The organism is Streptomyces avidinii (assembly GCF_045161815.1).
GTDB classification, from domain to species: domain Bacteria; phylum Actinomycetota; class Actinomycetes; order Streptomycetales; family Streptomycetaceae; genus Streptomyces; species Streptomyces avidinii.
Genome location: NZ_CP108863.1, coordinates 1,437,639 through 1,450,536, shown reverse-complemented (window position 1 = coordinate 1,450,536; position 12,898 = coordinate 1,437,639). Strand labels below are relative to the sequence as shown.

Sequence of the window (12,898 nt, the reverse complement as noted above, 5' to 3'; positions counted from 1 at the left end):
GCGCTACCGGAGCACCTGAAGCGGGGCGGCCCTCACGGGGGAGGGCCGCCCCGCGCAGAGGCCGGAGGATCAGCGCTGACCGGGCTCGACGCCGCGGTTGGCTCCCTTGCGGCGGCGGGCCTTCTTCTTGCGGGAGCGCTTGGACATGACGGTGTGCTCCTTCAGGCGGTGTGGCCGACGAGGAGGTCGGCGAGCTTGTTGAGCCGCTTGACGGTGCGGTCCTCGGTGGCGGCCGGCGCCGGGGCGACGCGCTCGGAGCGGTCGTAGTAGGCGCCGTTGACGATTTCGATCGCCGGGTCGCAGAGCCGCACGACGTGCTGGGCACCCTCGGCAGCCGGCGCACCCTCGTGTCCGTACAGGGGCAGGAGACCTGTCGCGCACACACCGGGGTTCACGGAGACGGCGGTGACGCGGGGGTCGGCGGCGAAGACCGTCAGGGCCAGCTGCGACTGCGCGTAGGCGGCGAGCCGGGAGTAACGCCGCACCCGCTGGGGGTCGTTCCACTGGATGGCGCCGGTGCGGTGGAGCGAGGAGGACACGTTGACGACGCGGCCGCCCGGGTCGCTCGTGAGGGCGGGCTCCAGGAGGTTGGTGAGGAGGTAGTGGGCGAGGAAGTTGACCTGGAAGGCGACCTCGTTGCCGTCGGCCGTGAGCGTGTGGCGCTCGGGTGCGGCGATGGCCGCGTTGTTGACGAGAACGTCGAGACGCGGGTACTCGCGTACGACGGTGTGCGCCAGGTGCTCGACCTCCTCCAGGCGGACGAAGTCGGCGGCGAGCGGCCGCAGCAGGCCGCTGTCGATGCCGTCGGTGGCGATGAGGCGATCGGTCGCGGCCCGGGCCTCCTCGGGGGTACGGCCGTGGAGCAGGACGACGGCGCCGCGCCGGGCGAGCAGGCGAGCGGTCTCGTAGCCGATGCCGGCGGTGGCGCCGGTGACGAGGACCGTACGTCCGGACAGGGATGCAGACATGTGGGCTTCCTGGAACGGGCATGGCTGACGTGCCCTGCGCCTCGGCGTCGTGCAGGGGCGTGAGCGGTTCAGGCCATGCGGTGAAGGTGGGAACGCGTACGGAGCCCGGATGGCCGGAGTCCGTCGGGACGCCGGAGGCCGGTACGCGGAGGACGCGCGGCCGATGTCAGAGGGCCGGGCGGACGGCGTGCGCCGTCGGCCGCACCCGATGAGGTGGCCGATCGTCGTGGCGCGGACCGCTGTTCATGACTCGATCCCAGCGCATCGGAGGTGTGGCGGGCAAGCCCGCGGATGCTCCTTGACGACACTCTGATGCTCGCCCGTCAGGGCGGCGTCAAAGATCGATTTCTGTGCGGAAGGAACCCGTCAAGGGGTGCTGTCCTGGTCGTCCGCCCGGCGCAGACTGATCGTGCGACGGAGCCGGACGACGGGCCGGCGGCACGTGGCGTGGGCGGTGACCTGAACACCGCCCACGAAGAGCACGGTCCCACCGTGGGGGTACGGGCCGGTGCGACCGTGTGCCGGTCAGCCGTCGCACAACACAGGAGCCGTCCGGCTCTCCGGTGCGGGGATACCGGGGCCGGACGGCTCGCGTGCGTGGGTGCCCGTACGGAGGATCCGTACGGGGTCAGGTGACCGCCGAGGTCGGGAGTTCCGCGCTGACCGGGGGAGCGCTGCCTGCCATGGGGAGGGTGATGACCATGGTGAGGCCGCCGCCGGGGGTGTCCTCGGCGGTGAGGGTGCCGCCGATGGCCTCCGTGAAGCCCCGGGCGACCGCGAGGCCCAGGCCGACACCGGCGCCCCGAGGCGCATCGCCGTGGCGCTGGAAGGGCTCGAAGATCCGGTCCTTGGCCTCGTCCGGGACGCCGGGCCCGCGGTCGACGACCCGCAGTTCGACACGGTTGCCGAGGGCGCTGGCGGAGACGTGGACGGGCTGGCCGTCGGGGCTGTACTTGACGGCGTTCTCGACGATGTTGGCGACGGCCCGTTCCAGCAGACCGCGGTCGACGGCGATCATCGGGAGGGTCTCGGGGATGTCCAGGTAGACGCTGTCCTCCGGTACGCCGCCCAGGGCCATCGGGACCACCTCGTCGAGGTCGGTCTCGCGGATCAGGGGGACGACGGTGCCGGTGTTGAGACGGGACATGTCGAGGAGGTTCCCGATGAGGGCGGCGAGGCGGTCGGCGCCGTCCTCGATGCCTTCGAGGAGCTCGGCCCGGTCCTCCTCGGACCATTCGACGTCGGCGGAGCGCAGGGAGGTGACGGATGCCTTGATGCCGGCGAGCGGGGTCCGCAGGTCGTGGCTGACGGCGGCGAGGAGGGCGGTGCGGATGCGGTTGCCCTCGGCGAGCGCCCGTGACTTCTCGGCCTCGTCGACGAGGCGCTGGCGGTCGAGGACCACGGCCGCCTGCGCGGCGAAGGCACCGAGGACACGGCGGTCCTCGGCGGGCAGCACCCGGCCGGTGAGGGCGAGAGCCATGTTGTCGCCTATGGGCATGTCCACGTCCGCGTCCTCCGGACGTCCTACCGGGCTGGTGCCGACGGAAGCCGCAGTGGTCCAGGGGTCGACTTCGCTGGTGCGCTCCAGGAGGGCGACCGACTGCATGGCGAAGGTCTCGCGCAGGCGCTCCAGGAGGGCGTCGAGGGAGTTCTCGCCGCGCAGGACGCTACCGGCGAGGAAGGAGAGGATCTCGGACTCTGCGCGCAACCGGGCGGCCTGGTGGGTGCGCCGGGCGGCCAGGTCGACCACCGAGGCGACGGACACCGCCACACCCACGAAGATCGCGATGGCGACGATGTTCTTCGGGTCGGAAATGGTGAATTCGTGCAGGGGCGGGGTGAAGAAGTAGTTCAGCAGGAGCGAGCCGAACGCCGCCGAGGCCAGCGCGGGGAGCAGCCCGCCGAGCAGGGCCGCTGCCACCGTGCAGGTCAGGAAGAGCAGCATGTCGTTGGCAAGGCCCAGGTCGGGCACGGCCAGGTTGAGCAGCACGGTGAGCAGGGCGGGGCCGGCCATGCCGGCGAGCCAGCCCCAGATGATGCGGGACCGGCCGAGGCGCGCGCCACGCGCGACGGGCAGGCTTCGGCGGCCCTTGGCGGCCTCGTCGTGGGTGACGATGTGAACGTCGAGGTCCGGGCCGGATTCGCGGGCGACCGTGGCGCTGACGCCGGGGCTGAAGACGGACTGCCACGACCGTCGGCGGCTGACGCCGAGCACGATCTGGGTGGCGTTGCAGCCGCGGGCGAACTCCAGGAGCGCGTCGGGGATGCTGTCGCCTATGACGTGGTGGAAGGTGCCGCCGAGGTCCTCGACCAGAGTCCGCTGGACGGCGAGTTCCTTGGGGGAGGCGGAGGTGAGGCCGTCGCTGGCGGCGATGTAGACGGCGAGGACCTCGCCGCCCGCGCCCTTCTCGGCCAAGCGGGCCGCGCGGCGGATGAGGGTACGGCCCTCGGGTCCGCCGGTCAGCCCGACGACGATGCGCTCGCGGGCCTGCCAGGTGGAGCGGATGTTGTGCTCGCCCCGGTACTCCTGCAGGTACTCGTCCACGCGGTCGGCGACCCAGAGCAGCGCGAGCTCGCGTAGGGCGGTCAGGTTCCCGGGGCGGAAATAGTTGGAGAGGGCCGCGTCGACCTTGTCGGGCTTGTAGACGTTGCCGTGGGCCATGCGGCGGCGCAGCGCCTGCGGTGACATGTCGACCAGCTCGATCTGGTCGGCGCGGCGGGCCACCTCGTCCGGGACGGTCTCGCGCTGCCGCACCCCGGTGATCGTCTCGACCACGTCGCCCAGCGACTCCAGGTGCTGGATGTTGACGGTGGACACCACGTCGATGCCGGCCTGGAGGAGCTCCTCCACGTCCTGCCACCGCTTGGCGTTGCGGGAGCCGGGGACGTTGGTGTGCGCCAGCTCGTCCACCAGCGCCACTGCGGGGCGCCGGGACAGGATCGCGTCCACGTCCATCTCGGTGAAGGTGGAGCCCCGGTACCCGATCTCGCGCCGCTCGATGAGTTCCAGGCCGTGCAGCATCACCTCGGTGCGCGGCCTGGAGTGGTGCTCGACGAAGCCGACGACGCAGTCGGTGCCCCGCTCGATCCGGCGGTGCGCCTCGGACAGCATGGCGTACGTCTTGCCGACGCCCGGCGCCGCGCCGAGGTAGATGCGGAGCTTGCCGCGTCCCATGTTCCGTCTCTTCTTCTTGCTGGGGAGGGGGGCGATCAGGGTTCGAAGCGGTATCCCATACCGGGTTCGGTGATCAGATAACGGGGGTGGGAGGGGTCCGCTTCCAGTTTGCGCCGGAGCTGGGCCATGTAGACGCGCAGGTAGTTGGTGTTCTCCCCGTACGTCGGCCCCCACACCTCCAGCAGGAGTCGACTCTGTGTGATCAGACGGCCGGGGTGGGTGATAAGGATCTCCAGCAGGTGCCATTCGGTCGGGGTGAGCCGTACGCTGCGCTCGCCCCGCCACACCTTCTTCGCGACCAGGTCGATGGTGAACTCGTCGGTCGTGACGACGGAGACCTCGGTCGCCTGCGAGGCCGCCGGGGCCTCCTGTCTACGGGTGGCCGCCCGGAGGCGGGCCAGGAGCTCGTCCATGCTGAACGGTTTCGTCACGTAGTCGTCGGCGCCGGCGTCCAGGGCCCGGATCTTGTCCTCTGAGGTGTGGCGTGCGGAGAGGACCAGGATGGGGACCTTGCTCCAGCCGCGGACGCCCTTGATGACGTCGATGCCGTCCATGTCGGGCAGGCCGAGGTCCAGCACGATGACGTCCGGCTTGCGCGCCGCCGCGAGCCGCAGGGCCGCGCTGCCGTCGCCGGCCTCCTCGACCTCGAACTTGCGCGCCTGGAGGTTGATTCTCAGCGCGCGGACGAGCTGGGGATCGTCCTCCACCACCAGCACCCGGGTCATCGGTGTGCAGCCTTTCCTTCGGTACGGGCACGGTGGGAGCCGACGGGGCGTTACCGGCCCCGGCCGAGGCCGGGGGAGCGAGCGCCTCTCCCCGTCGGCTCCCGGAGACGTGCGTTGTGGAACATCAGCTCTTGGAGAGCGCCTTCAGGGCGATGTTGAGTTCGAGGACGTTGACGCGCGGTTCGCCCATGAAGCCGAGAGTGCGGCCGGTGGTGTGGTCGGCTACGAGCTTTTCGACCTGCTTGACGTCGAACTTGTTCTGCTCGGCGACCCGGTGGACCTGGAGCTTGGCGTACTCGGGGGAGATGTTCGGGTCGAGGCCGGAGCCGGAGGAGGTGACGGCGTCGGCGGGGACGTCTTCCGGCTCGACCTGGTGGCCGGCCGTGGAGTTGTCCGCGATGACGGCTTCCTTGGCGGCGAGGACCTGGGCGCAGAGGGTGCCCTCCTCCGCGTCCTTGGTGCAGACCCCGTTCACCGCGCCGTTGTCGGCGGACCGGTTGGTGGCGCCGGAGAGGATCAGCGAGTACTGGGTGTTCACGCTGTTGCTGCCCAGGCCGTTGGAGGGGCGGGGCTGGAACCACCTCAGGTCCGGCCGGGCCGCCTCCTCGGCGTCGTTCGGATCGTTCTTCGGGAGGTTGTACGTCTGGCCGATGAGGGAGGAGCCGACGACCTGGCCGCTCCTGTCCTTGATCTCGGAGCCGTTGGCCTTGTCGTTGAACAGGGCCTGGGCGATCCCGGTGACGGCGAGGGGATAGACGACGCCGCAGATCAGGGTCAGGACGAGGAGGGCGCGCAGGCCTGCCCCGAGCAACCGTGCTGCGTTTCCTACAGAGTTGTTCATCGCAGATCAGCCGATTCCGGGGATGAGGGAGATGAGCAGGTCGATGAGCTTGATGCCGATGAACGGGGCGACGAGGCCCCCGAGTCCGTAGATCCCGATATTGCGGCGGAGCATCTTGTCGGCGCTGGTGGGCCGGTACCGGACGCCCTTGAGGGCGAGCGGGACCAGGGCGATGATGATCAGCGCGTTGAAGATGACGGCCGAGAGGATCGCCGACTCGGGCGAGGCCAGGCCCATGACGTTGAGCTTGTCCAGGCCCGGGTAGACCACGGCGAACATGGCGGGAATGATCGCGAAGTACTTCGCGACGTCGTTGGCGATGGAGAAGGTGGTCAGGGCCCCGCGGGTGATGAGGAGCTGCTTGCCGATCTCCACGATCTCGATGAGCTTGGTGGGGTTGGAGTCCAGGTCCACCATGTTCCCGGCCTCCTTGGCGGCCGAGGTACCCGTGTTCATCGCCACGCCGACGTCCGCCTGGGCCAGTGCGGGGGCGTCGTTGGTGCCGTCGCCCGTCATGGCGACGAGCTTGCCGCCGGCCTGTTCGCGCTTGATGAGGGCCATCTTGTCCTCGGGGGTGGCTTCCGCGAGGAAGTCGTCCACGCCCGCTTCTTCGGCGATGGCCTTGGCGGTCAGCGGGTTGTCGCCCGTGATCATGATCGTCTTGATGCCCATGCGGCGCAGTTCGTCGAACCGCTCGCGCATGCCGTCCTTGACCACGTCCTTGAGGTGGATGACGCCCAGTACGCGGGCACCCTTGTCGTCCTTGACGGCGACGAGGAGGGGCGTGCCGCCGGCTTCCGAGATCCGGTTGGCGAGGGCGTCGGCTTCGTCGGATACCTGACCGCCATGCTCCCGCACCCAGGTGATGACCGAGCCGGCGGCGCCCTTGCGGGTCTGCTTGCCGTCGACGTCGACCCCCGACATACGGGTCTGCGCGGTGAAGGCGATCCACTCGGCCTGCGACAGTTCGCCCTGGTGGCGTTCGCGCAGTCCGTACTTCTCCTTCGCCAGGACCACGATCGAGCGGCCCTCGGGGGTCTCGTCCGCGAGGGACGACAGTTGCGCGGCGTCGGCCAGTTCCGCCTCCGTGGTGCCCTTGACGGGCACGAATTCAGAGGCCTGGCGGTTGCCGAGGGTGATGGTGCCGGTCTTGTCGAGCAGCAGGGTGGAGACGTCGCCGGCGGCTTCCACCGCACGCCCCGACATGGCGAGTACGTTGCGCTGGACCAGGCGATCCATGCCCGCGATGCCGATGGCCGACAGGAGTGCGCCGATGGTGGTCGGGATCAGGCAGACCAGCAGCGCGGTGAGCACGATCATCGACTGCTCCGCGCCCGCGTAGATCGCGAACGGCTGCAGGGTCACCACGGCCAGCAGGAAGACGATCGTCAGCGAGGCGAGCAGGATGTTCAGCGCGATCTCGTTGGGCGTCTTCTGCCGTGCAGCGCCCTCGACGAGGGCGATCATACGGTCGATGAAGGTCTCGCCGGGCTTGGTCGTGATCTTGATGACGATCCGGTCGGAGAGGACCTTAGTGCCGCCGGTGACGGCCGAGCGGTCGCCGCCGGATTCGCGGATGACGGGGGCGGACTCGCCGGTGATGGCGGACTCGTCGACGGATGCGACGCCTTCGACGACGTCTCCGTCGCCGGGGATGACGTCCCCGGCCTCGCAGACCACCAGATCGCCGATGCGCAGCTCCGCGCCCGGGACCTGCTCCTCGCTCCGGCCGTCCTTGCTCAGGCGGCGGGCGACGGAGTCGGTCTTGGCCTTGCGGAGGGTGTCGGCTTGCGCCTTGCCGCGGCCCTCGGCCACGGCTTCCGCGAGGTTGGCGAAGATCGTGGTCAGCCACAGCCAGGCGGTGATGGCCCAGCCGAACCAGTCCGTCGGGTCCTTGATCGCGAGGACGGTCGTGACGACGGAACCGACGAGGACGACGAACATGACCGGCGACTTGATCATGATGCGGGGGTCGAGCTTGCGGACCGCGTCCGGGAAGGACTTCAGCAGCTGCTTGGGGTCGAAGAGGCCGCCGCCGACCCGTCCGGCGCCCGGCTTGTGGCCGGTAGGTACGTCCTGGTGCGGGGCCCTGGTGGGTGTGGCGGTGCTCATGCTGCGAGCCCTTCGGCGAGCGGTCCCAGCGCCAGGGCCGGGAAGTAGGTCAGACCGGTGATGATGAGGATCGTGCCGACGAGCAGGCCCGCGTAGAGCGGCTTGTCGGTGCGCAGGGTGCCCGCGGTCTCGGGGACGGGCTTCTGCTCGGCGAGCGAACCGGCGAGCGCGAGGACGAACACCATGGGCAGGAAGCGGCCCAGCAGCATGGCGATGCCGATGGTGCTGTTGAACCACTGAGTGTCGGCGTTCAGGCCCGCGAAGGCCGAGCCGTTGTTGTTGGCACCAGAGGTGTAGGCGTAGAGGATCTCGGAGAAGCCGTGCGCGCCCGAGTTCGTCATTGAGTTCGCCGGGGTGTCCAACGCCATCGCGGCGGCCGTGAAGCCGAGGACGAGGGCGGGGGTGATGAGGATGTAGCAGGCGGCGAGCTTGATCTCGCGGGTGCCGATCTTCTTGCCGAGGTACTCGGGGGTCCGGCCGACCATGAGTCCGGCGATGAACACGGCGATGATCGCCATGATCAGCATGCCGTAGAGGCCGGAGCCGACACCGCCGGGCGCGATCTCGCCGAGCTGCATGCCCAGCATCGCGATGCCGCCGCCGAGCCCGGTGTAGGAGGAGTGGAAGGAGTTGACCGCGCCCGTGGAGGTGAGGGTGGTCGCGACGGCGAAGATCGACGAGCCGCCGACCCCGAAGCGCGTTTCCTTGCCCTCCATCGCCCCGCTGGCTACGTCGAACGCCGGGCCATTGTGGGCGAACTCGGTCCACATCATCAGCGCGGTGAAGGCGACCCAGATGATGCCCATGGTCGCGAGGATCGCGTAGCCCTGGCGCAGGTTGCCGACCATGCGGCCGAAGGTGCGGGTCAGCGCGAACGGGATCAGCAGAATCAGGAAGATCTCGAAGAGGTTCGAGAAGGGGGTGGGGTTCTCGAAGGGGTGGGCGGAGTTGGCGTTGAAGTAGCCGCCGCCGTTGGTGCCGAGTTCCTTGATGACCTCCTGGGAGGCGATCGCGCCGCCGTTCCACTCCTGGGTGCCGCCGAGGAACTGGCCGACCTCGTGGATGCCCGCGAAGTTCTGGATGGCGCCGCAGGCGACCAGGATGATCGCGCCGATCACGGAGATGGGAAGAAGAATTCGGACGGTGCCGCGGACCAGGTCGGCCCAGAAGTTGCCGAGTTCACCGGTGCGGGAGCGTGCGAAGCCCCGTACGAGCGCCACCGCGACGGCCATGCCGACGGCTGCGGAGACGAAGTTCTGCACCGCCAGGCCGCCGGTCTGCACGACGTGGCCCATGGCCTGCTCGCCGTAGTACGACTGCCAGTTCGTGTTGGCCACGAAGGACGCGGCGGTGTTGAAGGCCTGGTCCGGGTCGATCGAGGCGAAGCCGAGCGAGCCCGGCAGCACGCCCTGGGCGCGCTGCATCAGGTAGAGGAACAGGACGCTCACGGCCGAGAAGGCCAGGACGGCGCGCAGGTAGGCGGGCCAGCGCATCTCGGCGGCCGGGTTCGCGCCGATGGCCTTGTAGATCCACTTCTCCGGCTTGTAGTGCTTCTCGGAGGAGTAGACCTTGGCCATGTAGTCGCCCAGCGGGCGGTGGGCCAGCGCGAGTGCGGCGATCAGCGCGAGCAGCTGGAGCACTCCAGCGGTTACGGGGCTCATATCAGTGCTCAGAACCTCTCCGGGTACACGAGGGCGAGGACGAGGTAACCGAGCAGGGAGACGGCGACCAGCAGGCCGACGATGTTCTCGACCGTCACAGCTTGGTCACCCCCCGGGCGATGAAGGCCACCAGTGCGAAGACCGCGACCGTGGTGACGACGAAGGCCAGGTCGGCCATCGTGAGCTCCTGGATGAAGAGGGAAGTAATGAATCGGCCAGATGGCCGATGACGAGATAACCGTGTCTTCATCCCGGCGTTAAGACGCTTTGACGGGGTCCATACGGACGCCGGGGAACTCTTGATGCCGTCCTTACGCGAGGAGCCGTGAATCGCCGCTCAGCCCTGGTGGGACAGGCCGGCCGTGTCCAAGGCCGCGCCGGCCTGCGCGGCCAGCGCGACAGCCACCAGGCGGGCCTCTTCGGGCGGCAGGGGGCGTCCCGGGAGCGGGTCGAGGAGGAAGCGGCCGTAGTAGTGGCCTCCGCCGAAGACCCGCAGCTCCGTTTCCCCGTCCGGCCACTCGGCGTACTCGGTGATCCGGTTGCCGCGGCGCAGCCACAGGCCGCCGTCGTGCTCAAGGCGGGGGAGGTGCCCGATGAGACTGCCGTACTGGAAGCGACAGCCGCGAAGCCCCAGCAGTCCGACGAGCTCCCGACGCACGTGCTCGACCACCTCTTCCGGCGAGCCGCCGTCCTCGGCCAGCCGGGCACATGCCTGGAGGCTGGTCAGGTGCGCGGTATCGGCGACCACGACGGTCCGGAGCCGGCGTACGCGTACGGCCAGCTGCGAGACGATCAGCCCGACGACGAGCAGGAGGACGGCCGTCTGGATCTCCTCACCGTTGTCGATGGCGAACTTCCGGTACGGCCTGGTGAGGAAGAAGTCGAACCAGGCGGCCGCCGAGAGCGCGGCCAGGGTCCCGGCCGCCCGGGTACCGAGCGCGGCGACCGCGACCACCACGACGACCATGATCAGAGCCTCGTTCGTCGCGGAGAGCTCCGTGCGGAACGGCACGAGCGCGAGCGCCACGAGGAAGGGGGCCACGAGCCCCGCCAGCAGGGCGGCGGGGTCGTGGAGTCGGTACCCGGACATGTGATGCCTCCTGTCCGGAGGGCAGAGCCTCGGATCAGAACTTCTCGGGCCTGATCAAAGCGGCCACGAGGTAGCCGAGCAGGGCGAGGGCGACGATGAGGCCGACCACGTTTTCCGCGTCCATCCGCTGCTTCTCCTTCGATGTGTGCGCACGGGCTGCGTCGCCCACATCCAGCGTGCCCCCGGACGCTGGGGCGGCCACGCACCCTGGCGGGCTCTTGACGCACCTCATACGGCATTTCGGTCCCGGCGTCAGGAGCGCGTGAAGACTGCGGCAGTGGGCGTATGGATCGCGCCAAGCACCCTGGTCATCCGGCCACGGCATCCGGACGCTGTCCTCACTTTGTCCAAAGGAGGAACCAGCGAAGATGGCTATACACATGGGAAAGCCGGCCACGGCAGGACAGGCGCCGAGCACGGAGGAACCTCCTGATACCGGCGTCACGGCGCCCGCCGCGGGCGACCGGCACCGGCTGACCGCCCTCCAGGGTCTGGCCGCGCTGTCGCTCGACGCGATGGCCTCCGTCGCCTACGGGCCCGAGTCGGTCGTGCTGGTCCTGGCGGCGGCCGGGGCCTACGGCCTCGGGTTCACCCTCCCCGTCACCCTCGCGATCGCCGCTCTGCTGGCGGTGCTGGTGGCCTCGTACCGGCAGGTGATCGCGGCGTTCCCGGACGGCGGCGGCTCGTACGCCGTGGCCAAGAAGCACCTGGGCCGTCGTACGAGCCTGGTGGCTGCCGCCTCGCTGATCCTCGACTACGTCCTGAACGTGGCTGTCTCCGTCACCGCCGGCGTCGCCGCGCTGACCTCGGCCTTCCCCGAGCTGTACGGGGAGCGGGTCTGGATCTGCCTCGGGGTCCTGGTCCTGGTCACGGCGGTGAACCTGCGCGGTGTCGTCGACTCCGCCAGGGCCTTCCTCGTACCGACCGCCGTGTTCGTCGGGTCGATCCTGACCATGGTCGCGGTCGGCCTCTTCCGTGACGGTCCGGTGAGCACCGCCTCGGCCGCCGGGCATGCCTCAGCCCTGGGGGAGGGTGCCACCGCGGTCGGCGCGCTCCTGCTGCTGAAGGCCTTCGCCGCCGGCTGTTCCGCCCTGACGGGCGTCGAGGCGGTCGCCAACGCGGTGCCGTCCTTCCGGGCCCCGGCCGCCCGGCGCGCCCAGCGCACCGAGGTCGCCCTCGGCGCCCTCCTCGGCGTCATGCTGATCGGGTTGTCGGTCCTGATCGGACGTTTCCACCTCCAGCCGGTCGAGGGCGTCACCGTCCTCGCCCAGCTCGCGGACGCCTCGTTCGGGCACAACGCAGCCTTCTATGTTGTCCAGTTCGCCACCATGGTGCTGCTGGCGCTCGCCGCGAACACCTCCTTCGGAGGGCTTCCGGTGCTCATGAGCCTGCTCGCGCGCGACAACTACCTGCCGCACGTCTTCGCCCTCAAGGCGGACCGCCAGGTGCACCGCCACGGGGTCGTGTGGCTGGCGCTCGTGTCGGGTGTCCTGCTGGTGTTCTCCGGCGGCGACACCAACACCCTCGTCCCGCTCTTCGCGATCGGCGTCTTCGTCGGCTTCACCATCTGCCAGGTCGGCATGGTTCGGCACTGGCACGGCGAGCGCCCCAAGGGCTGGCAGGCGAAGGCCGTCCTCAACGGCTTCGGTGCGCTGCTCACCGGCATCGCGGCCGTCGTTGTGACCGCCACCAAGTTCACCGAGGGTGCGTGGCTGATCGTCCTCGCCCTGCCGCTGCTCGTCCTCGGCTTCGGACGCGTCCGCCGTGCCTACGTGCAGATCGGCGAACGCCTGGAACTCGGCCGCATCCCGCAGGCGCCCCACAGCTCCCGCTCCCTGGTCGTCGTACCCGTCTCCGGGCTCTCCCGGCTCACCTGCCAGGCGCTCACCGCTGCCCGCTCGCTCGGCGACGAGGTCGTCGCCGTGACCGTCACACACTCCGCTCCGGAGGACCGGCAGGCAGCCGAAGCGCTGCGCCGGGACTGGGAGTTGTGGAAGCCCGGAGTCGAGCTGACCGAGATCGCCTCGGAGAGCCGCTCGCTCGGACGGCCCGTGTCGGCCTACGTGCGCGAGTTGGCGCGAACACACCCGGACGCTCAGGTGACCGTCCTGATCCCGGAAACCGAACCCGCCCACCTGTGGCAGCGGATGCTCCAGAACCAGCGCGGCTCCGTCGTCGCCCACGCCGTACGCCGTGACACCGACGCCGTCATCTGCCGACTGCGCTTCCGCATCACCGACGACGCACGCTGACCTGCGTTGACGCGCCCTTGACGGCGACCTGACGCGCCTCGTGCGCCGCCGTCAAGAAGGTGCCAATTCCCCCG

The 12,898-nt window shown here is 69.8% G+C and carries 11 protein-coding genes; 1 reads left to right on the top strand and 10 read right to left on the bottom strand.

Annotated features, from left to right (window positions below):
- Positions 1–161 precede the first annotated feature (161 nt).
- The 10 genes from OG373_RS06540 to kdpF (OG373_RS06495) all read right to left on the bottom strand — a co-directional run bounded on the left by OG373_RS06540 (position 162) and on the right by kdpF (OG373_RS06495) (position 10,696).
- Positions 162–968 carry an SDR family NAD(P)-dependent oxidoreductase gene (locus OG373_RS06540; protein ID WP_405436609.1) on the bottom strand — a complete coding sequence of 269 codons (807 nt, stop codon included), beginning with the start codon at positions 966–968 and terminating at the stop codon, positions 162–164.
- Between the two features lie 628 nt (positions 969–1,596).
- The gene (locus OG373_RS06535; protein ID WP_405436607.1) at positions 1,597–4,143 is read right to left on the bottom strand and encodes an ATP-binding protein; all 2,547 of its coding nucleotides are present in this window, start codon (positions 4,141–4,143) and stop codon (positions 1,597–1,599) included.
- A gap of 35 nt (positions 4,144–4,178) precedes the next feature.
- Positions 4,179–4,868 (bottom strand): response regulator, encoded by a 690-nt coding sequence (locus OG373_RS06530; protein WP_405436606.1) that lies wholly within the window; start codon positions 4,866–4,868, stop codon positions 4,179–4,181.
- Between the two features lie 124 nt (positions 4,869–4,992).
- Complete coding sequence (locus OG373_RS06525) at positions 4,993–5,709, bottom strand: potassium-transporting ATPase subunit C (protein ID WP_405436604.1); 717 nt, start codon at positions 5,707–5,709, stop codon at positions 4,993–4,995.
- Between the two features lie 6 nt (positions 5,710–5,715).
- Positions 5,716–7,821 carry a potassium-transporting ATPase subunit KdpB gene (gene kdpB / locus OG373_RS06520; RefSeq protein ID WP_405436603.1) on the bottom strand — a complete coding sequence of 702 codons (2,106 nt, stop codon included), beginning with the start codon at positions 7,819–7,821 and terminating at the stop codon, positions 5,716–5,718.
- Positions 7,818–9,482, bottom strand: a complete 1,665-nt coding sequence (gene kdpA, locus OG373_RS06515; RefSeq protein ID WP_405436601.1) for a potassium-transporting ATPase subunit KdpA — start codon at positions 9,480–9,482, stop codon at positions 7,818–7,820. Before kdpA ends, kdpB begins: the two co-directional genes overlap by 4 nt.
- Before the next feature lie 8 nt (positions 9,483–9,490).
- Positions 9,491–9,580: a K(+)-transporting ATPase subunit F gene (kdpF, locus tag OG373_RS06510; protein ID WP_037633766.1), complete on the bottom strand. Its 90-nt coding sequence runs from the start codon at positions 9,578–9,580 to the stop codon at positions 9,491–9,493.
- Entirely contained in the window at positions 9,577–9,732 is a 156-nt protein-coding gene (locus OG373_RS06505; RefSeq protein WP_167344742.1) for a hypothetical protein, read from the bottom strand. Before OG373_RS06505 ends, kdpF (OG373_RS06510) begins: the two co-directional genes overlap by 4 nt.
- 87 nt (positions 9,733–9,819) lie before the next feature.
- The gene (locus OG373_RS06500; RefSeq protein ID WP_405436599.1) at positions 9,820–10,572 is read right to left on the bottom strand and encodes a DUF4118 domain-containing protein; all 753 of its coding nucleotides are present in this window, start codon (positions 10,570–10,572) and stop codon (positions 9,820–9,822) included.
- Between the two features lie 34 nt (positions 10,573–10,606).
- Entirely contained in the window at positions 10,607–10,696 is a 90-nt protein-coding gene (gene kdpF / locus OG373_RS06495; protein ID WP_267724319.1) for a K(+)-transporting ATPase subunit F, read from the bottom strand.
- Between the two features lie 244 nt (positions 10,697–10,940).
- On the opposite strand from kdpF (OG373_RS06495), the gene OG373_RS06490 reads away from it, so the two are divergent.
- Complete coding sequence (locus tag OG373_RS06490) at positions 10,941–12,824, top strand: APC family permease (protein ID WP_405436597.1); 1,884 nt, start codon at positions 10,941–10,943, stop codon at positions 12,822–12,824.
- Positions 12,825–12,898: the final 74 nt, after the last annotated feature.